Here is a 21,317-nt window from a genome sequence, read left to right on the forward strand (position 1 = left end):
TTGAACGATGGGGAGTGCACTGACGCAACAACATCAGCAATGACGAGGCGCAAAATATTGCGTCTCTACATCTCACGATGAAATATTCACCCGCATTGCGGCAGAGGTCGGCAACAAAAAAGCGTCTCCGCCGAAGAGGCAGAGACGCTTTTGCAGCTTGTGGAAGCGTGGTGGCTTACAGCGCGCCGGCTACCAGACCGGGCAGCACGCCCAGCAGCACCGTGAGGGCGGCCAGCAGTAGCAGCGCGCCGGCCTGGAAGGTCGTCACGGGCACCGCCTCAGCCGTTTCGGCGTCGGTATCGCGCATGTACATGCTGATGATGGGTCGCAGGTAGTAGTAGATGCTCACCATCGACATCACCACGGCAAATACCACGAGGCCGATGTAGCCATTTTCCACGGCCGCCGAGAACACGAAGAACTTGCCAAAGAAGCCGCCCGTGAGCGGAATGCCGGCCAGGCTCAGCATGGACACCGTGAGCGAGAAGGCCAGCAGCGGGTTGGTTTTCGCCAGCCCGTTGAGGCCGTCGTAGTCCTCGCGCTGGCGGGCATCGGCCACCAGTTTCACTACCCCAAAGGCAGCGACGGTGGCTACCGAGTAGGCCAGCGAATAGAACAGAATACCGTTGGCGGAAGCACCTTCCAGCTGGCCGTTGTAGGCTACCAGCGCAATCAGCAGGTAGCCGGCGTGGGAGATGCTGGAGTAGGCCAGCATCCGCTTGATGCTGGTCTGGGCCACGGCGCCCACGTTGCCGATGAGCAGCGTGAGCACGCACATGGCCGTCAGGGTGGGCAGCCAGATGCCCTGGGCGTTGGCGGCCGGGAAGGCCTGCACCAGCAGCTTCAGGAAGGCGGCGAAACCGGCCGTTTTCACCACCGTGCTCATGAAGGCAGCGAAGAACGTAGGCGTGCCCTCGTACACGTCGGGCGTCCAGAAGTGGAACGGCGCGGCCGACACCTTGAAGCCCATACCGATGAACATCAGCAGCATGCCAATGTAGAGCATCGGCTTCAGTGACTCAAAACCGGGAGCCGGGTTCTGCACCGCGAAGCTGATTTCGCTGAGTACGAACGTGCCGGTGGCACCGTACACCAGCGCCATGCCGAAGAGCAGGATGCCGGTGAAGAACGCACCCATCAGGAAGTACTTGAGGGCGGCTTCGTTGGAGCGCAGGTTGCGCTTATCGGAGCCGGCCAGTACGTACATGGCCACGCTCAGGATTTCGATGCCCAGAAACAGCATCAGCAGGTGGTTGTAGCTCACCAGCATAATGGCGCCCACCAGCGAAAACAGCAGCAGCGAGTAGTATTCGGCCAGGTTGGCCTCGCCGTCGAGCACGTATTTCTGGGAGAAGGGCACCAGCACCAACGCCGTGAGGAGCACGATGCCGGTGAAGGCCACCGAGAAGTTGTCGATGGTGAGCATGCCGTTGAAAAACGGTTGCGCACCCTCGTTCCAGTCGATGAAGTTCACGGTCAGCACCAGCCCCAGGATGAGCATCATCACGGGCAGCAGCAGCCGGTTGGAGCGGCGGAAACCCAGGAACAGGTTGCCGAGGCCCAGAACGGAAAGGAGAATGATGGAATTCATATGGTCGGCTGGAGTTCCCAGGGCAAAAGCCCTGGACTATGGAGCGTGTACAAATGCGGCCCGAATAGCCAGAATAAGAAGCAGAATCACTACGTAGCCCAGGGCTTCAGCCTTGGAACGCGGGATGAGTGCTACCGTTTTACTACCTCGTTCAGAATGTTCAGCACGCTGCCTTCCGACAGGTGCAGGAACGTGTTGGGGAACAGGCCAATCCAGAACACCAGCACGATGAGCGGCACCAGCAGGGCCAGCTCCGAGCCGGTGAGGTCGGTGAAGGTTTCAGTGAACGAGGAATCGGGGCCGAGCATCACGCGCTGGAACATGCGCAGCAAGTACACCGCGCCCAGAATGATGGTCACTCCGGCCACGGCGCCCATCCAGGCGTTGAACTGGTACACGCCGGCCAGCAGCAGGAACTCGCCTACGAAGCCGTTGGTGAGCGGCAGCGCCACCGTGCCCAGCAGCAGCACCAGGAAGCACACCGTCAGGACGGGCGCTTTGCGGGTGAGGCCGCCCAGGTCGGCAATGTTGCGGGTGCCGGTGCGGCGCTCAATGGCGTCGGCAATGAAGAACATGCCCACCACGTTCACGCCGTGAGCCAGCATCTGAATGGCGGCGCCCTGCAGACCCATTTGGGTCAGCGAGAACACGCCGGCAATCATCAAGCCCACGTGGGAGAGGGAGGAATAAGCAATCAAGCGCTTCACATCCTGCTGGCGGATGGCAATGATGGCCCCGTAGATGATGCCGATGATGGCCAGAATCAGGATCAGGTTCTGCCAGTAATCCACGCCCATCGGCACTACGGGTAGCAGCCAGCGCATGCAGCCGTAGATACCCATTTTCAGCATGATGCCCGAGAGCAGCATGGTGGCCGGGGCCGGGGCCTCGGTGTAGGTATCGGGCTGCCAGGTGTGGAAGGGGAAGATGGGCATCTTCACGGCGAAGGCCGCGAAAATCAGCCAGAACAGCCATACCTGCGTTTCGGCGGGCAGGTTGAGGGCGTAGAACGAGGCCAGCGCCGAGTTGTGGGCCGACAGGCCGTCGGCGGCGGGGCCGGTCTGGAAGTAGAGGTACACGAAGCCGGCCAGCATGAACAGCGAGCCGATGATGGTGTACAGGAAAAACTTGAAGGTAACGCGGGCCCGGTTCACGCCGCCCCACACGCCAGCCAGGAAGTAAATTGGAATCAGGGCCACTTCCCACATGAAGTAGAACAGGAAGGCATCCTGGGCCGTGAACACACCAATCAGGCCGGTTTGCATGAACAGCACCAGCGCGTAAAACACCGACTCGTTCTCGAAGTTGCGGCGGAAGGCGCTCAGCAGAATCACGGGCACCAGCACGGCCGTCAGCAGCACCAGCAGCAAACTCAGCCCGTCCATACCCACCGCGAAGTGAATGCCAGCCGAGGGTATCCAGTTCAGGTCGAAGCTGAATTGGCCGGTGTTGTTGGTGTTGAACGTGAAGGCCGCGTAGGCCGCCAGCGCAAATTCAACCAGGGCCGCGCCCAGCGCCGGAACCCGGGCCGCACGGCCTTTGAAGAAGTGCAGCAGCAGGGCGGCCGCCACGGGCCAGAGTAGAAGAAGGACAGTCAGCATGCGTTATCTGGATGCGGATGAAGCCGGTGAAAAAGTCCGGTCCGGCCGTCAGTAGAATTAGAATTTCCCGAAGTTCAGCGCCATGACCAGCACGATGCCCACCACCATCAGGATGAGGTAGGTTTCCACGGAGCCGGTTTGCACGTAGCGCAGGAGCTGGCCCCCGCCCATGGTGATGCGGCCGAAGCCGTTCACGATGGGGTCGATGATGCCGTTTTCCACGTAGCGGAACAGGCCGCGCGAGAGCCACATGATGGGGCGCACAATCAGGGCGTTGTACAGCTCGTCGATGTAGTACTTGTGATAGATCAGGTTTTCGAGGAAGCCGCGCGACTCGCCGTCTTCCACCGGGCGCACCCCGCGGCTCACGTACTGCACGTAGGCTACGATGATGCCCAGCACACCTGCGCCTACCGAGAGGCCGATGAGCATGAGTTCGGTAGCGTGGTCCACCTCGGCACCGAAAGCGGCCGGGTTGAGGCGCTGCGAGTAAGTGAACAGTGGCGCGAGGTAGTTGGAGAGGTAGGCGTTGTCTTCACCCAGGAAGAAGGGCGCGTTCATGAAACCACCCACGGCGGCCAGAATAGCCAGCACGACAAGCGGCAGCGTCATGGAGGCCGGCGACTCGTGCAGGTGGTGCTTCTGTTCCTCGGTGCCGCGGAACTCGCCGAAGAAGGTGAGGAACAGCAGACGGAACATATAGAAGGCCGTCAGGAAGGCCGTGAACAGGCCCACGGCGTACAGCACTTTGCTGTGCTCGAAGGCGTGCAGCAGGATTTCATCTTTGGAGAAGAAGCCAGCGAAAGGCGGGATGCCGGCAATGGCCAGGCAGCCTACGAAGAAGGTGATGAACGTAATCGGCAGGGCTTTGCGCAGGCCACCCATGCGGCGCATGTCCTGCTCGTTGCTCATGGCGTGAATCACGGAGCCCGCGCCCAGGAACATCAGCGCCTTGAAGAAAGCGTGCGTCAGTACGTGGAACAGGGAGGTGCTGTAGCCCATCACGCCCAAGGCCAGGAACATGTAGCCCAGCTGCGAAACGGTGGAGTAAGCCAGCACCTTCTTGATGTCGTTCTGAGCCAGACCGATGGTGGCGGCAAACAGGGCGGTAGCCGCGCCGATGATGGCAATAACTTCGAGGGTATCGGGGGCCAGCGTGAACAGCACGTTGGCGCGCAGAATCATGTAGATACCGGCCGTTACCATGGTCGCGGCGTGAATCAGGGCCGAAACGGGGGTGGGGCCGGCCATGGCGTCGGGCAGCCAGGTGTAGAGCGGCAGCTGCGCCGATTTACCGGCAGCACCCACGAACAGCAGCAGCGTAATAGCCGTTACCACGCCCGCGCCAATCTGCATGGTGCTGGCTTTCTGGAACACCTCGGCGTACTGCACCGAGTCGAAGGTCAGGTAAATCAGGAAGATGCCGAGCAGAAAGCCCAGGTCACCGACGCGGTTGATGATGAAGGCTTTCTTGGCGGCGTTGTTGTAGGCGGTGTTCTTGTTCCAGAAGCCGATGAGCAGGTAGGAGCACAGCCCCACGCCTTCCCAGCCGATGAACAGAATCACGAAGTTGGCGCCCAGCACCAGCACCAGCATGCTGAACACGAACAGGTTCAGGAAGCTGAAAAACTTGCCCACGTTTTCGTCGTGGTGCATGTAGCCGATGCTGTACACGTGAATCAGGAAGCCCACGCCCGTCACGAGCAGCAGCATAATCAAACTGAGCTGGTCGATCTGGTAGCTGAAGGGAATCTGCATCGAGCCGACCGAAATCCAGTCGAACAGCGTGACGGTGTACTGGTACTGGAAGTTCAGGAACAGGAACACCGAAATGGCGAACGAGCCCAGCACCGCCAAGCTGCTGATGGCGCCGGCCACCGTGCCCGAAAGCTTGCGGTTGAGCAGCCCGTTGATCAGAAAGCCCAAAAACGGCAGCAGCGGAATAAGCACGTACAGAAACGTGGAGTAGGGCGCGCCGGCAGCGGGGATTACAGTTTCTTGCATAAGTCAGGGATGCAGAAGCACAGGTGTCATCCTGAGCGGAGCGAAGGACCTTTTTACCCCGGAACGAGTCGTGCTTGCGCGTTTCGTTCTGCTGGTGTAAGGTCCTTCGCGCCGCTCAGGATGACATGGCAAATCAGAACTTCAGGCGGTTGAGCAGAGTGACGTCGGTATTCTGCAGGTTGCGGTAGATCATCACAATAATGGCCAGCCCGACCGCCACTTCGGCGGCAGCCACGGCCATGATGAAGAACACGAAAACCTGGCCGTTGGGGTCGGCGCGGTAGGCCGAGAAGGCGGTCAGCAGGATGTTCACGGCATTGAGCATCAGCTCGACGCACATGAAGATGATGATGGCGTTACGCCGGGTAAGTACGCCCAGCACGCCGATGCTGAACAGCGCGGCGGCGAAGAAAACGTAGTACTGAAGAGGAACCGTTTGGATAACCTGCGGTATGTTCTGGTCCATGCGGTAGCGTTGGCGGCGGAACGAATCCCCATCGGCCGGGGCACGGCGGGGCAATTAGGTGGCAAAGGTATCCTGAAAATTGGAAAACGCCACCCTTTAAATTGGCCTGATTTGGGCGTTTTCGGGGCGAAGATTCGCCACCGTAGCAGTCGGTGACGATGTGGTGGCGCCTTTTTCGCGGCAGATATAGCCGCTCCCGCAGGCAAACCGTACTTTAGCACTTCCGCCACCGCAACTTATTGCCTCATGAGCATCACCATTGGCAGCTTAGCCGAGCTGCAACAGTACGAGGGCCAGGACCTCGGCATCACGCCCTGGCACGTCATCACGCAGGAGCAAATTAACCAGTTCGCCGCCGCCACCCTCGATTTCCAGTGGATCCACACCGACCCCGAGCGCGCCGCCGCCGAGTCGCCGTTCGGCGGGACCATTGCCCACGGCTACCTCACGCTGTCGTTGCTGCCCTACTTCTGGAACCAGCTGGTGCAGGTGGAAAACCTGAAGATGCAGGTGAATTACGAAATCAGTGAGTTCCGTTTCAACCAAGCTGTGCTGGTGAATACGCCCGTGCGCCTTCACGCCAAGCTGCTGGCCGTGAAGGATTTGCGCGGCATCGCCAAAGCCAATATCGGCGTGACGATGGAAATCGAAGGCCAGAAGAAGCCTGCCTACACCGGCGTTATTACGTTTTTGTACCACTTTTTGTAAGCAACAGCAACCGCCTGTCATCCTGAGCTTGCGAAGGACCTTATTACGTTGGAACGAGTCGTTGAAACGATTATCGGGCTGGCGTGGTAAGGTCTTTCGCTTCGCTCAGGATGACAGGCGTATTGTCTGCTTCGATAAAATTTCCGCTCCCCGATAAAGTATCTTCCGGCCATCCACGTCTGTGTCAGCAGAATGGAACCCCTAGCTCTACCACTCGACGCTGCACGCATGACGGCCGGCCACCAGGACCTGCAGATACAGGAAGCCGTGCGCACCCAACGGAAGCGTCTGCTGGCGTTTATCCGCCGCCGCATTCCCAACGAGGCCGAGGCCGAAGACGTGCTGCAGGACGTATTCGCCGAGCTGGTGGAAAGCTACCGGCTGATGAAGCCCGTGGAGCAGGCCGCCGCCTGGCTGTTTCGGGTGGCCCGCAACAAAATTACCGACCTCTACCGCCGTAAAAAGCCAGTTTCGCTGGAAAACGAAATGGCTGCCTTTGCCGCCGATGGCGACGAAAACACGCTGCTGCTGGCCGACATCCTGCCCGCCGTAGACGACGCACCCGAGAACCGCCTGCTACGCGAAACCCTCATGGAAGCCCTCAGCGACGCGCTGGCCGAGCTGCCCGCCGCCCAGCGCCAAGTGTTCATCTGGCACGAGCTGGAAGACAAAACCTTCCGCGAAATGGAGGAGGAAACCGGCGTGCCGCTCAAAACCCTGATTTCGCGCAAGCACTACGCCGTGCAGCACCTGCGCAAACGCCTCCGCACGCTCTACACGGAGCTGTTTACGGATTAACCAGACCGTCATGCTGAGCTTGCCGAAGCATCTCGCGTGCTGACGTTGCCATACCATTTAGACATCAGCACGCGAGATGCTTCGGCAAGCTCAGCATGACGGTCTTTTAACACCCAATTCCCATGAACCGCTCCTTCCGCCTGTTACACGCCCTTAAAATACTGCTGCTGATTACGCTGTTCCTGGCCGTGGCTGGCTACGTGACCATGCGCCTCTGGAACTGGCTGCTGCCCGACCTGTTCAACCTGCCGGCCATCAGCATCTGGCAGGCGCTGGGGCTGCTGGTGCTTTCGCGCATCCTGTTAGGGGGCTGGGGCGGCCGCGGCCACCGCGCCGGCTGGGCCCGCAAGCGCCACCAGTGGAAGCAGAAGATGGAAACCCGCTTGGAATGCCTCACGCCCGAGGAAAAGGAGAAATTCCGCCAGAAAATGGAAGGTGCCTGCACCGGCCCCGCCTGGATGCGCCGCCGCAGCGCGGAAGCGGAATAGGAAGTTCTGGACAAGTAGCATAAAGCAACAGCGGCACCTGAGGAATCAGGTGCCGCTGTTGCTTTATGGGGAAATCAGACAGCTGCGTTTTGGGTTGAGGTAATCCAATTCCTGCTGCTCGAAGAGTTGTTCCAGTGCTTCTGCGCCGTGCTGAATCTTATAGTCTCTCTCCGCTTCAGTTATCGGGATTAGCCAGTAGCAATGAGTGGTAACGCTGGCAAAATCAAATAGCTCCAATGCTTCGCCGTGCAGGTAGGGTAGCGAAATAAAGGCGTAGTCACAGCAGGAATCAGCCAACCACGGCCGACCGATATTTACGGTATGGTTGAGGTCGAGTGGTGCGTCGTTGCGGTGAAAGGAGGCGCATGAGAGCAGTAGTTCTGCGAGCGACTCATCCTGTCGCGGGGATAGTACGAACAACTCAATACGGCTTTCGGATAGTCTGTCTAACGACATGCCGACTGTACAATACGTCCATGTTGACTTACCTCCGGATGGAGCAAATTCCAGCACGTAGAAATAAGGGTGCAGCTTCTCAACAGGCCCTGCTCGCCAGACAATTTTCCGGCCTGGTTTTCCAAAGTAAGCCTCGTAATGCAGCTTACAGGCTACGGTAAATTCGGCTAGGTCATTAAAATCCATCTGATCAACATAAAAAAGCGCGGCGACTGATGCATCAGCCGCCGCGCTTGGTCTCCACTGAAGCCAGCAGATAAGGCTAGAAATTCCGCTCGCCTACTTCGCGCTTGCCGAGCATTACGGCACCTACCATGGCTATCAGGAACAACACGGAGGCCAGCTCGAAGGGCAGCAGGTAATCGGTGTAGAGCTTCATGCCTAACTGGTCTACCATACCGATTTGGGAGTTGAAAGCGGTACCGGCTGGCACGCCAGTGGGCGTTACGTCTTTCAGGGCGGCTACGAGGATAAGTAGGAGGGAGCCGCCGGCTACGGCTGCGGCAATCTTGGCCAGAGCCGGCTTGTGCGGCTCCGTGTCCACGTTCAGGTTCAGGAACATAATCACGAACAGGAACAGCACCATGATGGCACCGGCGTACACGATGATGTTCACGGCCGCCAGAAACTGCGCGTTCAGCAGCAGGTAGTGCCCCGACAGCGAGAAGAACGTCAGAATCAGGAACAGCACGCTATGCACGGGGTTCTTGGCGAACACCACGCCCAGCGCGCTCAGCAGCGCCACGAAAGTCAGAAAGAGGAAGATTGGAGACATGGAGTGAGTTGTCGGATGATAGTTGTCAGTTGTCAGTTTGAAGCACGGTAGTCAGTTGTATGGCGCAAGAGCCCTAACAGCTGACTACCAGCAACTAACAACTACGCCTGCTGCAGCTTGCCACGCAACGTGGTGGCCTGGTCCGGGGTGAGCTGGATGCCGCGCACGGAACGCTCATCCGGCGACACGGCCTCTACCAGGCGGTCCTTGCCGTAGATGAACTCGTCTCGCTCGTAGCGCGGTGGGGCCATCTTGTCGGGCTGGAGGTACACGGCGGCTTTGGGGCAGGCTTCCTCGCAGAGGCCGCAGAAGATGCACCGCAGCATGTTGATTTCGTAGCTGATGGCGTACTTCTCCTCGCGGTAGAGGCCTTCCTCGCCCTTTTTCCGCTCGCCGGCCACCATCGTAATGGCTTCGGCGGGGCAGGCTACGGCGCAGAGGCCGCAGGCCGTGCACCGCTCCCGGCCCTGCTCATCGCGCTTGAGCACGTGCAGGCCGCGGAACGTATTGGAGAAGGGCCGTACTTCCTCGGGGTAGCGCACGGTGGCCTTCTTCATAAAGAAGTGGCGCATCGTAATGCTCAAACCCTGGAAGATGGCCGGCAGGTACGCCCGCTCGGCCAGCGTCATCGGCTTCTTTTCTAATACCTTGGCTCGGTTGGTGAGTTGCATATTATGGTTCCTTTTGTCATCCTGAGCGGAGCGAAGGACCTTATCACGCTTGAACAACTCGTTTCAACGTAATAAGGTCCTTCGCTCCACTCAGGATGACAAAGTAAGTGAAGTTGTTACTTAAATCACGCCGGCCAGGATGAGGCCACCGGTGAGGACGATGTTGAAAACGGCCAGCGGGATGAGGATGGTCCAGCCCAAGCGCATCAGTTGGTCGTAGCGGAAGCGCGGGAGAGTCCAGCGAATCCACATGAAGAAGAAGATGAAGGCGAAGATCTTCAGGAACAGGCCTACGGTGCCCAGCAGCGTAATCAGGTTCTGGGCCGAAGCCAGCTCCCAGCCCTGGTTGCTTACAAACCAGTCGCGCAGCTCGTACTGGAAGGGGAAGTTGAAGCCGCCGAAGTACAGCACGCTCATCACGGCCGATACCACGAAAATGTTTACGTACTCCGAGAACAGGTACAGGCCCAGCTTCATCGACGAATACTCGGTATGGTAGCCGCCCACCAGCTCAGTTTCGCACTCGGGCAGGTCGAATGGCGTGCGGTTGGTTTCGGCGAAGGCGCAGACCAAGAAGATGATGAAGCCCAGTGGCTGTTTCACGATGTTCCAGGCGTGCCACTCGCCGGCTACCGATTGCTGCAGGGTGATTTCGCGCAAACTCAGGGTGCCCGAAATCATCAGCACGGCAATCAGGGCCATGCCCATGGCCAGCTCGTAGCTGATGTTCTGCGAAGCGGCGCGGATGGCGCCCAGCAACGAGAACTTGTTGTTGGAAGCCCAACCGCCAATCATCACGCCATACACGCCCAGCGACACCACGCCGAACACCCACAGCATGCCGATGTTCACCTCAATGCCTTGCAGGAAGAACAGGTTGTTGCCGAAGTTCATGATGTTGCCGAACGGAATTACCGCCGACGACATCAGGGCCGTAATCATGGCCAGGCAGGGGCCGAACACGAACAGTGCCTTGTTGGCACCGCCGGGGAAGAATTCTTCCTTCGTGAACATCTTCACAGCATCGGCCAGCGGCTGCGCCAGGCCGTAGGGGCCGGCGCGGTCAGGGCCCACACGGTCCTGCAGAAATGCGGCAATTACGCGTTCCGCGTAGGTGCAATACGTCGCAATCAGCAGCGAAAGCGCGAATACGACGAAGATGACAATGGATTGCCAGCCTAGTGCGGGTAGTTCAATCATTGGAGAAGTGAAGAGCTATAGAAAATGCTGTCATCCTGAGCGGAGCGAAGGACCTTATCACGTTAGCACGAGGCGTAACAACGATGGTCGTTCTAGCGTGATAAGGTCCTTCGCTCCGCTCAGGAAGACAGGACCTCGTAAAACTAGTTACCTAATTTCAGCGGCGGATTCTTTTCCAGGTCGCGCTGGGTGCTGGCGGGCAGGTCGGCTACTACCGATTGGTTGAGGACCGGCAGCTCGTAGTGGTTGGCCGAAATTACCGATGACCGGTCGATGTGGGCCGGGCCTTCGATGGTCCAGTCGGCGGTTTCCTTCTTCTCGAAGCGGCACTCGTTGCAGATCCACTCCTTCACCTCGCCGTACTGGTCCTTGCGGGCCGTGGTGCGCAGCACGTCGTTGCCTTTGTACCAGAGCACCACGTTGCCGGAGCACTTGGGACAGTCGCGGTGGGCATTCACGGGTTTCGTGAACCACACGCGCGACTTGAAGCGGAACGTCTTATCAGTGAGGGCGCCTACCGGGCACACGTCGATGACGTTGCCGGAGAAGTCGTCGTCGATGATGTTCTCGATGTAGGTGCCGATTTCGGCGGCGTCGCCACGGCCCAGTACGCCGTGGTTCCGGTCTCCCTTAACAATCTGGTCGGCGGTGTACACGCAGCGGTAGCAAAGGATGCAGCGCGTCATGTGCAGCTGAATCAGCGGCCCGATGTCGATTTTCTCGAAGGTGCGGCGCTCTTCCTGGTAGCGGGTGGTGCTCACGCCGTGCTCGAAGGCGAAGTTCTGCAGGTCACACTCGCCGGCCTGGTCGCACACGGGGCAGTCCAGCGGGTGGTTGATGAGCAGCATCTCCACGATGCCCTTGCGCACGTCCAGCACCTGCGGGTTAGTGGTGTTTTCCACCACCATCCCATCCTGCACCGGCGTCACGCACGAGGCCACCAGTTTGGGCATGGGGCGCGGGTCTTTGGCCGAGCCGGCCGCCACGCGAACGAGGCAGGCGCGGCACTTGCCACCCGAGCCTTTCAGCGGGGTGTAGTAGCACATGGCCGGGGGCACAATGCTGCCGCCAATCTGGCGGGCCGCATTCAGGATGGTGGTTCCGTCCGGAACTTCCACCTCGATGCCGTCGAAAGTAATTTTAGCCATTGGTCAGTTTTGTCATCCTGAGCGGAGCGAAGGACCTTATCACGTCCGCGCCCCGGTATGTACTAATCCTGAAGAACGCAGCGGTGATAAGATGCTTCGTTCCTCAGCATGACGTTCTAGAGTTACGCCAGCACGGCCTCAGCCCGGTACACCGCGCCGGGTTGGGCGGCTTCCTTGGCGTGGGTCACGTGCCATTCAAACTCGTGGCGGAAGTGGCGCACGGCGGCGGCTACGGGCCAGGCGGCGGCTTCACCGAGGGGGCAGATGGTGTTGCCCTCGATTTGCTTGGCCACGCTCACCAGCAGGTCGATGTCCTCCATGTGGCCGTGGCCGTGCTCGAGGCGGTGCAGCACCTTCTCCATCCAGCCCGTTCCCTCGCGGCAGGGCGAGCATTGCCCGCACGACTCGTGGTGGTAGAAGCGGCTGAAGTTCCAGGTGTTGCGCACGATGCAGGTCGTCTCGTCCATGGCAATGAAGCCCCCCGAGCCCAGCATGGTCCCCGTCACGAAGCCCCCGTCGCTGAGCGATTCGTAGGTCATCAGGCGGTTTTCGCCGGCGGCGGTTTTCAGGATCAGCTCTTTGGGCAGAATCGGAACGGACGAACCACCGGCTACTACCGCCTTCAGGTCTCGGCCTTTCCAGATGCCGCCGCAGTATTCATCGGAGTAGATGAATTCCTCAACGGGCAGACCCAGTTCAATTTCGTAGATGCCGGGCTTGTTGAGGTGGCCGCAGGCCGAAATCAGCTTGGTGCCGGTGCTCCGGCCCACCCCGATTTTGGCGTACTCGTCGCCGCCCTCGTTCACAATCACCGGCACGGCGGCAATGGATTCCACGTTGTTCACCACCGTGGGGCGGGCGTAGAGGCCCTGCACAGCCGGGAATGGCGGCTTGTTGCGCGGGTTGCCGCGCTTGCCCTCCAATGATTCCAGCAGGGCGGTTTCTTCGCCGCAGATGTAGGCGCCGCCGCCGGGATGCACGAACAGGTCCAGGTCGTAGCCCGAGCCCAGGATGTTCTTGCCCAGGAAACCGGCCGCGTAGGCCTCAGCAATGGCTTTTTCCAGGATGCGCAGCACGTACAACAACTCGCCGCGGATGTAGATGTACGAGGTGTTGGCGCCCAGCGCGTACGAACCCGTAATCATGCCCTCGATGAGCAGGTGGGGCAGCTTCGACATAAGCTGGCGGTCCTTGAAGGTGCCCGGCTCCGATTCGTCGGCGTTGCAGACGAGGTAGCGCGGCACGCCCTCCGGCTTGGCCAGGAAGCTCCACTTCATACCCGTGGGGAAGCCAGCGCCGCCGCGGCCCCGCAGGCCCGACTTCTTCACTTCTTCCACCACCTCATCGGGCGTCATCGTTTTCAGGGCTTTCTCCACCGAGCGGTAGCCGCCATGTTTGCGGTACACCTCCAGGGTGTCGATGCCTTCAACGTTAATATGTTCGGTCAGCAGTTTGCGTCCCATAGGTTCAGAGCTGAAAGACGTTAGTTGTTGGCTACTGCGTTCGGGAGGCCGGTTTCTTCCCACGGCAGGGCCGGGCGGTGCACTTGGTTGCGCAGCTCCGTGAGCATGGCATCCACGGCTTCCGGGGTATCAAGCTGCTCGTAGTACTGCTCGCGCACCTGCACGATGGGGGCGAAGCCGCAGGCGGCCAGGCACTCCACTTCCTTGAGCGTGAACAGGCCGTCTTCGGAGGCCGGGCCGCCTACTTTGGCACCCGTGATGCGCTCCAGCTGGGCCGTCAGCTCGTCGGAGCCGCGCAGCATGCAGGGGCCCGTGCGGCAGATTTCCAGCACGTGCTTTCCCACCGGCTTGAGGTTGAACATGGTGTAGAACGACGACACCTCGTACACTTCAATTGGCTTCACGCCCAGCACTTCGGCCACCAGATCCTGCACTTCGGGGCTTACCCAGCCGCCAAATTCGGCCTGGGCAATGTGCAGCACCGGCAGCATGGCCGATTTGCGGCGCTCCTCCGGGTATTGCTTGCAGATGCGCGCAATTTCAGCCTGAGCGGCTTCGGAGAATTGCGGCTTGGTAGCAGTCGATTCCATATCAGTTGTATTCAGCAAAAAACTACGCGTCGAGCTCCCCGGCAATGACGTTCATCGACGACAGGGTCACGATGGCGTCAGAGAGGGTCTGGCCCACCACCATTTCGGTGTAGGCCTGGTAGTAGATAAAGCAGGGCCGGCGGAAGTGCAGGCGGTAAGGCGTGCGGCCGCCGTCGGAAACCAGGTAGAAGCCCAACTCGCCGTTGCCGCCTTCCACCGAGTGGTAGACCTCGCCCACGGGGGCATCAATCTCGCCCATCACAATCTTGAAGTGATAAATGAGGGCCTCCATGTTCTGGTACACGGCCTGCTTGGGCGGCAGGTAGAAGTGCGGCGCATCGGCGTGGTAAGGGCCCTGGGGTAGGTTTTCCAGGGCCTGCTCGATGATGCGCAGGCTCTGCCAGATTTCCTCGTTGCGCACCATGAACCGGTCGTAGGTGTCGCCCTTTGTACCCACCGGAATTTCGAAATCGAAATCCTGGTAGCTGGAGTAAGGGTTCATCACCCGCACGTCGTAATCGACGCCGGCGGCGCGCAGGTTGGGGCCGGTGAAGCCGTAGTTGAGGGCGCGTTCGGCCGAAATAGCCCCCACGTCCACAATCCGGTCCATGAAGATGCGGTTGCGGTTGAACATGGCCTCAAACTCGCGCATCACGGCCGGGAAGGTCTTCAGCCAGGCGCGCAGCTTGGCAATGGCCACGTCGGAGAAGTCGCGCTCCATGCCGCCCACGCGGCCCATGTTGGTGGTCAGGCGGGCGCCGCTTACTTCCTCGTAAATCTCGTACACCTTCTCCCGCTCATCCATGAGGTAGAGGAAGCCGGTGAAAGCGCCCGTATCCACGCCCAGAATGCCGTTGCAGATCAGGTGGTCGGTGATGCGGGCCAGCTCCATCAGGATAACCCGGATGTACTGGGCGCGCTTGGGTACTTCCACGCCCAGCAGCTTCTCCACCGTCATGTGCCAGCCCATGTTGTTGATGGGCGACGAACAGTAGTTCATCCGGTCCGTCAGGGGCGTAATCTGGTAGAAGGGCCGACGCTCGGCAATCTTCTCGAAGGCGCGGTGGATGTAGCCGATGGTGGGCACGCCGGAAATAATCCGCTCCCCGTCCATCTGCAGAATATTCTGGAAGATGCCGTGGGTAGCGGGGTGCGTGGGGCCCAGGTTCAGCGTGGTGAGCTCCTGGTTGAAGTCGTTCACGGTCGGGGCCAGCGGATTAATCCGCGACTCTTGCTCCCGGGCCGATTCAATGATTTTATGGGTGCCTTCCAGCGTGTCGTTTACTGCCATGTTATTACTGTCATCCTGAGCGCAGCGAAGGACCTTATCACGTCCGCGCTACTTGGGTTTCTAACTCTGGCGAAGGCACCCGTGATAAGATGCTTCCTTCGTCAGCATGACAACTTTTTATCGTCCGAAGAACAGGTCGGTTTTGTCTTCGCGGGTGCCGTCTTCCAGGGCGTACTCTTTGCGCATCGGGTGGTAGTCCATGTCTTCCACATTCAGAATGCGGATGAGGTTGGGGTGACCGGGGAAGATAATGCCGTAGAAGTCGAAGGCCTCACGCTCCATCCAGTTCGCGGCGGAGTAGAGGTCGGTCAGGGTCGGGGCAACCGGATCAGCAATCGGGAAGAAGATCTTCAGACGCAACCGGATGTTGCGGGTGAGGCTGTGCAGATGGTACACCATGCCCAGCTCTTGGTCCTTCTTCTCGGGGAAGTGCATGCCGCACATCGTGGTCAGGAAGTTGAGCTGGAGCTCCTCGTCCTTCTGCAAACCCTCTATGATGCCGTGAATCTGCTCCCGGGTGGTGGTAGCGGTCAGCAGGCCGTAGGGCTGCTCCACATCAGTGAAGGCAGCCTCGCCGAATAGGCGGTGCAGCAAAGCCAGCAACTGCGCGTTTTGCTGCGCGGCCGGGTCCTGGGCGGCAGCTTGTTCCTGAGCCGGGATGGATTCGTTCTGGTCAGCCATTTCTGAGTACTTAGTATTGAGTATTTGGTATTGAGTATTGAGATGCCGACGATGAAAAGTCTACCTACTCAATACCCAATACTCACTACTTACTTGATGTTGTACGACGCCAGCAGGGCCTGATACTCGGGCGAGTTGCGGCGGCGGAAGGATTCGTTTTTGGCCAGGTCCTGGATGCGCATCAGGCCGTCGAGCACCTGCTCGGGGCGGGGCGGGCAGCCGGGCACGTACACGTCTACCGGGATAATTCGGTCAATACCTTGGAGCACGGAGTAGGTATCAAAAATGCCGCCCGAGGAGGCGCAGGCGCCCATCGCCAGCACCCAGCGGGGCTCGGCCATCTGCTCGTACACCTGCTTCACGATCGGGGCCATCTTCTTAGCAATGGTACCCATCACCATCAGCAGGTCGGCCTGCCGGGGCGAGAAAGAGGGGCGCTCCGAGCCGAAGCGGGAAATATCGTAGCGGGAGCCCATGGTGGCCATAAACTCGATGCCGCAGCAGGAGGTGGCGAAGGGCAGGGGCCAGAGCGAGTTGGCGCGGGCAATGCCCACCACTTTTTCCAGCGAGGTAGCAAAGAAGCCGGCGCCTTCGAGGCCGTCGGGCGCGTCTACCGTTTTGATTTCAGGAACTCGATTATCCATGGGAGCAAGTCAGGTTAACAGAAGCAGCTAGGCTTCATAAAGGCAACATCCGGCCGGGGCCAAAGGTTGCCGCTGCGCCGTCTTAACGGGCTTCGTTCCAGCGCAGAACGCCCTTTTTGATAACGTAGGCGAAGCCGGCCATCAGCAAAGCCAGGAACACCAGCATCTGGTAGAAGCCGGTGGTGCCCAACTGGCGGAAGTTCACGGCCCAGGGGTACATGAAGATAACTTCCACGTCGAAAAGCACGAACAGAATGGCCGTGAGGAAGTATTTCACCGAAATCGGGGTGCGGGCGTTGCCCACCGACTCGATGCCGCACTCGAAGGCTTCATCCTTCACCACGCTCTTGCGGCGCGGGCCCAGCAGGTGAGACGTAATCATGGCAAATGCCACGAAGGCAATAGCCAGCACGAACTGCACCACGATGGGCAGAAAATCCTGGGGCTGGTATTGGGTCGGAACGGCGAGAAGCATAGGCTGCGACAAATAAACGCCGCGTAGAAACGGCATGGGAGGCAAAGGTAGGACCTAGCCGGTTGGGAACAAAGGTGAAATAGGAGGGTGGGGGAAAGGCGTATATTCACCCTATCCGCTAGATTCAAACGATGAAACCATTCTACGAGCCATTCATGCCCGGGCAACTGTATTCGGTGGCTGAATTTCTGGCGCTGGAACAGCAGGCCGATGACCGGCACGAATTCTACGACGGGCAGGTCTGGCCTTTTCCGGCTGATACGCTGCGGCACAACCTGCTGGTGCAGAACTGCTCATTACCCCTATTTGCCCGTCGCAAGCAGGTTGGCCTTGATGTGTTCAGCAATGGGATGCTGCTTGAAGTCATTCCCGACGGCTATTACACTTACCCAGATGTGGTAATTCGGGACTCCGTGCCATGCTCAGGTCTGGAATATGTAGTGCAGTGCCCGAAGGTTATAGTTGAAGTGCTGGACCCGCTATGGGCGGAGCGGGACCGGACGTGGAAGTGCGTCCACTACCGTCGCCTCGAATCACTTCAGCAGTATGTCCTCGTTTCGCAGACGCAGCAGTTCGTGGAATCCTACCGGCGCACGGCGGCCGGAGAGTGGCGTTACGAGGCGTTTATGAAAACGGATGATGTGTTGTTTATTGCTGATACTGGCTTGCAGCTGACGTTGCGGGAAATCTACGATGAGGTGGAAGTGCCGCTGTTGCAGCCGCAGTTTCCGGATATTGCTGAAGTCCTGAAATAACCCGCTTCTAATGCGCTGCTGCCTCCTTCTAATCTACTTATTTGTCATCTGCACTGCTTACCCCAGTTATGCGCAATCTGCAAAACAGAATATCGGGAAGATGCAGAAGGTGCAATTTGACGAGCCAGTAGAAGTGTACGTCAGGCTCGATAAGCCAGTAAAGGGTGCTGAATACAGATTGATTATGGAGAGGAAACTGGTGCCACAGCTTGATACCATGACCTTCACAAGGATGCTTCACCATCCAGGTATATTTTTCTCTAAAATCTTCACCAACTCTGTTTCTGGTAAGCCAGTTAGGAAGTATTACATGGACAGACCTGAGAATAGAGGTAGCGGCTTGTATCCATTCGATACTACAACACTTCCGGCTAACACATTAGTCAAGCCTTACACAGGAGTATTTTACACCAGAAAGGAACCAGCAAAAAACTACAGCTATTGGCTGGTGCGAAAGAATTCAAGTGACATGGGCATAAATGACAAAGTAAATACTTTACCAGGGGTGGATTCTGTACGGGTTGTCTACGTTATCAAAACCAGAGCACGATGGAAGCGTGGGCACAATAACAACGCGGCGAAATAGTCCGAGACCAACTGTCAATTAAAAAAAGGCCGCCCCGGAATCCCGGAGCGGCCTTTTGCATTCAAAACCAAACGGCCTACAGGCCCTTGTCCCGGTTCAGATCTTCCTTGGGCTCGGAGCCCAGGAAGGGGTAGCGGTAGTCCGTCACGGGCACGAAGGTTTCCTTGATGGCGCGCGGCGACACCCAGCGCAGCAGGTTCAGCAGGGAGCCGGCCTTGTCGTTGGTGCCGGAGGCGCGGGCCCCGCCGAAGGGCTGCTGGCCGACTACCGCCCCCGTGGGCTTGTCGTTGATGTAGAAGTTGCCGGCCGCGTGCACCAGCTTCTTCGAGGCGTGGTCGATGGCGGAGCGGTCCTGGCTGAAGATGGCGCCGGTGAGGGCGTAGGGCGAGGTGGTGTCCACCAGTTCCAGCACTTCTTCGAACTTGTCGGCGTCGTAGATGTGCACGGTCACGACGGGGCCGAACAGCTCCTCGCACATGGTCACGTACTTGGGGTCCTTGGTCACGATGACGGTGGGCTCGATGAAGTAGCCCTTCGACTTGTCGTAGCCGCCGCCGGCCACGATTTCGGCGTTCGTGTCGGCCTTGGCGCCGTCGATGTACTTGGCGAGCTTATCGAAGGATTTCTCGTCGATAACGGCGTTGATGAAGTTGGAGAAGTCCTCCACGTCGCCCATCCGGAACGAGGCCAGGTCTTCCTTCACGTAGCCCAGAATTTCGTCGGCCAGGTTGGAGGGCAGGTACACCCGCGAGGCCGCCGAGCACTTCTGGCCCTGGTACTCAAACGCGCCCCGGCTAATGCCCACGGCCACGGCTTTAGCGTGTGCCGAGGGGTGGGCCAGGATGAAGTCCTTGCCGCCGGTTTCGCCCACGATGCGCGGGTAGCTCTTGTAGGAGGCAATGTTCTGGCCGATGGTCTTCCAGATGTTCTGGAACACGCCCGTGGAGCCGGTGAAGTGGATGCCGGCAAAGTCGCGGTGCTTGAAGATGACGTCGCCGGCGGTGGGGCCGTCCACATACACCAGGTTGATGACGCCGTCGGGCACGCCGGCTTCCTTGAACAGCTCCATCAGCACCTGGGCCGAGTAGATCTGGGTGTTGGCGGGCTTCCACACCACCACGTTGCCCATCATGGCCACGGCGGCGGGCAGGTTGGCGGCAATGGAGGTGAAGTTGAAGGGCGTGAGGGCAAACACGAAGCCTTCCAGCGGGCGGTGCTCTAGGCGGTTCCACATGCCGGGCAGGCTCTCGGGCTGCTGCTGGTAGATCTGCTGCATGAAGTGCACGTTGAACCGGAAGAAGTCGATCAGTTCGCAGGCGGCGTCGATTTCCGCCTGGAAGCAGTTCTTGCTCTGGCCCAGCATGGTGGCCGCGTTGATGCGCGCCCGGTAGGGGCCCGCCAGCAGGTCGGCAGCCTTCAGGAAGATGGCGGCGCGGTGCTCCCAGGGCATTTCGGCCCACAGTGGGCGAGCGGCCAGAGCCGCGTCGATGGCCTGCGCCACGTGCGAGGCGTCGCCTTCGTGGAACTGGCCCAGCACGTGCTGGTGGTCGTGGGGCGGGGTAATATTCTGCTTCTTGCCGGTGCGGATTTCCTGGCCGCCGATGTGCATCGGAATGTCGCGCTGCTGCTGCTTGAGCTCCTTGAGGGTCTTAAGCAGCTCAAGGCGCTCCGGCGAGTTGGGCGCGTAGCCCTTTACAGGCTCGTTGATCGGGGCGGGGACGTTGAAAAAGCCGTTGGCCATAATAAAGTGCTGGTTTGGCGTTATGGGTGGTGGGGAAGGGCAAAGGTAGAAGGAATGAGGAAGTCCGATGCCGCACCTATACTGGCAACACTTGTCGGGGCCTAGCTATTTGGGTGGCGGCCCAGAGCAGCGACAAACCGAGAAGCAAAGAGGGCAGGCTTCGCCAGCTAAACCAATGCGCGGAAGCCAGCAGCACATTTTGAGGATTATGGCGGTCATAGGTTACGGCTACCCGGTCACAGGGCTTCAAGGTCAGAAAATCCTCATGCGCTACCTCTGCTGTGGCCGTTACAGAATCTGCAGCGGGCAAGGCAAATGCAAGTTGCAATTGATAGATATGGATCATGCCTTTGCGCGGAATCTCGTCAGACTTCGACAGAACAACTGCTGTAGCCGTGGGCCCCTGACTTGCTTTCCAAGCGGTGTAGTTTGCCACGAAAAAAGCGGCCACTAACAACAAACTTCCTGGCACTGTGAGCATCAATCCCAGGATCCGGCCCAACTTCTGTTTCAGAGGAAGTGGCATAAAAAACGAAACCAACTACAGCCGCTGCAGCAGCGCCCGCACCTGCCATTCCAGGTCGGCGACGGATCCGGTGTTGTGGAGGGTGAAGTCAAAATGGGGGTAGTGGTCGAGGGCGGTTTCGGAGGGGTGGTCGTCGTCGCGGGTGCCGTCGCCGCGCTGGTGGAGTGGGTCGCCTTCCACGCGCACCATCAGGCCGCCGCGGCTGCGGATGAGGTCGGCCTCGTTGGGGAAGCGCACGTCCGGAATCAGCGTGTGCTGCTCGGCCGGGAGCTGGGAGAAGAACGCCTGCACCCAGATATCGGGCTCCCAGAGGCGCAAAGCCAGGCCTACCTGCTGGAGCATTTCGCCACGGGTGCGGCCGAACGTTGGGAGTAGCTCGGTTTTGCCCTGCTGGGAGAAATACGGGGCCGTGTCCTCGCCGGCCAGCGCCGCACACACGGCCTTGATGGGCTCGCCCACCGAGCGAATATGCCAGCGCTGCTGGGGCTGCAGCTGCTGCATGAGGCGGGCCACCGTGTCTTTGCCACTGCCCCGGCGGCCTGAGAAACCAAGTAAGCGAATCATGCGGCAAAGGTAGGGGCTGATAATTCCTATAACGCCTGTCATCCTGAGCGGAGCGAAGGACCTTACCACGTTGTTACGCCTCGTGCTAACGTGAT

23 protein-coding genes are annotated in these 21,317 nt (G+C 59.4%); 5 read left to right on the plus strand and 18 right to left on the minus strand.

Annotated elements, in window-relative coordinates; genetic code table 11:
- Positions 1-175: 175 nt before the first annotated feature.
- From O3303_RS18120 to nuoK, 4 genes are all read right to left on the minus strand, one after another.
- Positions 176-1,591 carry an NADH-quinone oxidoreductase subunit N gene (locus tag O3303_RS18120; protein WP_269559776.1) on the minus strand — a complete coding sequence of 472 codons (1,416 nt, stop codon included), beginning with the start codon at positions 1,589-1,591 and terminating at the stop codon, positions 176-178.
- Between the two features lie 131 nt (positions 1,592-1,722).
- Positions 1,723-3,192 (minus strand): complex I subunit 4 family protein, encoded by a 1,470-nt coding sequence (locus tag O3303_RS18125; protein ID WP_269559777.1) that lies wholly within the window; start codon positions 3,190-3,192, stop codon positions 1,723-1,725.
- A 57-nt stretch (positions 3,193-3,249) separates the two neighbouring features.
- Positions 3,250-5,196 (minus strand): NADH-quinone oxidoreductase subunit L, encoded by a 1,947-nt coding sequence (gene nuoL / locus O3303_RS18130; RefSeq protein ID WP_269559778.1) that lies wholly within the window; start codon positions 5,194-5,196, stop codon positions 3,250-3,252.
- Positions 5,197-5,329: 133 nt separating this feature from the next.
- Entirely contained in the window at positions 5,330-5,662 is a 333-nt protein-coding gene (gene nuoK, locus O3303_RS18135; protein ID WP_269561930.1) for an NADH-quinone oxidoreductase subunit NuoK, read from the minus strand.
- 246 nt (positions 5,663-5,908) lie between these two features.
- On the opposite strand from nuoK, the gene O3303_RS18140 reads away from it, so the two are divergent.
- The 3 genes from O3303_RS18140 to O3303_RS18150 all read left to right on the plus strand — a co-directional run bounded on the left by O3303_RS18140 (position 5,909) and on the right by O3303_RS18150 (position 7,656).
- Positions 5,909-6,370, plus strand: a complete 462-nt coding sequence (locus O3303_RS18140) for a MaoC family dehydratase (protein WP_269559779.1) — start codon at positions 5,909-5,911, stop codon at positions 6,368-6,370.
- 192 nt (positions 6,371-6,562) lie between these two features.
- Entirely contained in the window at positions 6,563-7,168 is a 606-nt protein-coding gene (locus O3303_RS18145; protein ID WP_231569785.1) for an RNA polymerase sigma factor, read from the plus strand.
- A gap of 122 nt (positions 7,169-7,290) precedes the next feature.
- Positions 7,291-7,656, plus strand: a complete 366-nt coding sequence (locus O3303_RS18150) for a hypothetical protein (protein ID WP_269559782.1) — start codon at positions 7,291-7,293, stop codon at positions 7,654-7,656.
- 63 nt (positions 7,657-7,719) lie between these two features.
- On the opposite strand, the gene O3303_RS18155 is transcribed toward O3303_RS18150, so the two are convergent.
- From O3303_RS18155 to O3303_RS18205, 11 genes are all read right to left on the minus strand, one after another.
- The gene (locus O3303_RS18155) at positions 7,720-8,298 is read right to left on the minus strand and encodes a suppressor of fused domain protein (protein WP_269559783.1); all 579 of its coding nucleotides are present in this window, start codon (positions 8,296-8,298) and stop codon (positions 7,720-7,722) included.
- 76 nt (positions 8,299-8,374) lie between these two features.
- Entirely contained in the window at positions 8,375-8,887 is a 513-nt protein-coding gene (locus O3303_RS18160; protein WP_269559784.1) for an NADH-quinone oxidoreductase subunit J family protein, read from the minus strand.
- 101 nt (positions 8,888-8,988) lie between these two features.
- On the minus strand, positions 8,989-9,558 hold the full coding sequence (locus O3303_RS18165) for a NuoI/complex I 23 kDa subunit family protein (protein WP_269559785.1): 570 nt from the start codon (positions 9,556-9,558) through the stop codon (positions 8,989-8,991).
- Positions 9,559-9,678: 120 nt separating this feature from the next.
- Positions 9,679-10,758: an NADH-quinone oxidoreductase subunit NuoH gene (gene nuoH / locus O3303_RS18170; RefSeq protein ID WP_434086406.1), complete on the minus strand. Its 1,080-nt coding sequence runs from the start codon at positions 10,756-10,758 to the stop codon at positions 9,679-9,681.
- A 143-nt stretch (positions 10,759-10,901) separates the two neighbouring features.
- Positions 10,902-11,906, minus strand: a complete 1,005-nt coding sequence (locus tag O3303_RS18175; RefSeq protein ID WP_269559786.1) for an NADH-quinone oxidoreductase subunit G — start codon at positions 11,904-11,906, stop codon at positions 10,902-10,904.
- 122 nt (positions 11,907-12,028) lie between these two features.
- Positions 12,029-13,369, minus strand: a complete 1,341-nt coding sequence (gene nuoF / locus O3303_RS18180; RefSeq protein ID WP_269559787.1) for an NADH-quinone oxidoreductase subunit NuoF — start codon at positions 13,367-13,369, stop codon at positions 12,029-12,031.
- A 20-nt stretch (positions 13,370-13,389) separates the two neighbouring features.
- Positions 13,390-13,959, minus strand: coding sequence for an NADH-quinone oxidoreductase subunit NuoE family protein (locus O3303_RS18185; RefSeq protein WP_269559788.1), 570 nt, complete (start codon positions 13,957-13,959; stop codon positions 13,390-13,392).
- Between the two features lie 22 nt (positions 13,960-13,981).
- The gene (locus O3303_RS18190; RefSeq protein WP_269559789.1) at positions 13,982-15,250 is read right to left on the minus strand and encodes an NADH-quinone oxidoreductase subunit D; all 1,269 of its coding nucleotides are present in this window, start codon (positions 15,248-15,250) and stop codon (positions 13,982-13,984) included.
- Between the two features lie 117 nt (positions 15,251-15,367).
- A complete protein-coding gene (locus O3303_RS18195; protein ID WP_269559790.1) occupies positions 15,368-15,931 on the minus strand; it encodes an NADH-quinone oxidoreductase subunit C in 564 nt (187 codons plus the stop codon).
- Between the two features lie 89 nt (positions 15,932-16,020).
- Positions 16,021-16,575, minus strand: coding sequence for an NADH-quinone oxidoreductase subunit B (locus O3303_RS18200; RefSeq protein ID WP_269559791.1), 555 nt, complete (start codon positions 16,573-16,575; stop codon positions 16,021-16,023).
- Positions 16,576-16,657: 82 nt separating this feature from the next.
- On the minus strand, positions 16,658-17,050 hold the full coding sequence (locus O3303_RS18205; protein ID WP_269559792.1) for an NADH-quinone oxidoreductase subunit A: 393 nt from the start codon (positions 17,048-17,050) through the stop codon (positions 16,658-16,660).
- Positions 17,051-17,181: 131 nt separating this feature from the next.
- On the opposite strand from O3303_RS18205, the gene O3303_RS18210 reads away from it, so the two are divergent.
- Positions 17,182-17,805, plus strand: a complete 624-nt coding sequence (locus O3303_RS18210) for a Uma2 family endonuclease (protein WP_269559793.1) — start codon at positions 17,182-17,184, stop codon at positions 17,803-17,805.
- 100 nt (positions 17,806-17,905) lie between these two features.
- On the plus strand, positions 17,906-18,391 hold the full coding sequence (locus O3303_RS18215; RefSeq protein ID WP_269559794.1) for a hypothetical protein: 486 nt from the start codon (positions 17,906-17,908) through the stop codon (positions 18,389-18,391).
- A 76-nt stretch (positions 18,392-18,467) separates the two neighbouring features.
- Here the strand turns inward: O3303_RS18215 and pruA are convergent, their stop codons facing one another.
- The 3 genes from pruA to O3303_RS18230 all read right to left on the minus strand — a co-directional run bounded on the left by pruA (position 18,468) and on the right by O3303_RS18230 (position 21,222).
- Positions 18,468-20,132: an L-glutamate gamma-semialdehyde dehydrogenase gene (gene pruA / locus O3303_RS18220; RefSeq protein WP_269559795.1), complete on the minus strand. Its 1,665-nt coding sequence runs from the start codon at positions 20,130-20,132 to the stop codon at positions 18,468-18,470.
- A 76-nt stretch (positions 20,133-20,208) separates the two neighbouring features.
- Positions 20,209-20,658, minus strand: a complete 450-nt coding sequence (locus tag O3303_RS18225; RefSeq protein WP_269559796.1) for a DUF3592 domain-containing protein — start codon at positions 20,656-20,658, stop codon at positions 20,209-20,211.
- 15 nt (positions 20,659-20,673) lie between these two features.
- Entirely contained in the window at positions 20,674-21,222 is a 549-nt protein-coding gene (locus O3303_RS18230) for a hypothetical protein (RefSeq protein ID WP_269559797.1), read from the minus strand.
- Positions 21,223-21,317: the final 95 nt, after the last annotated feature.

Source organism: Hymenobacter canadensis (assembly GCF_027359925.1).
Classification (GTDB): domain Bacteria; phylum Bacteroidota; class Bacteroidia; order Cytophagales; family Hymenobacteraceae; genus Hymenobacter; species Hymenobacter canadensis.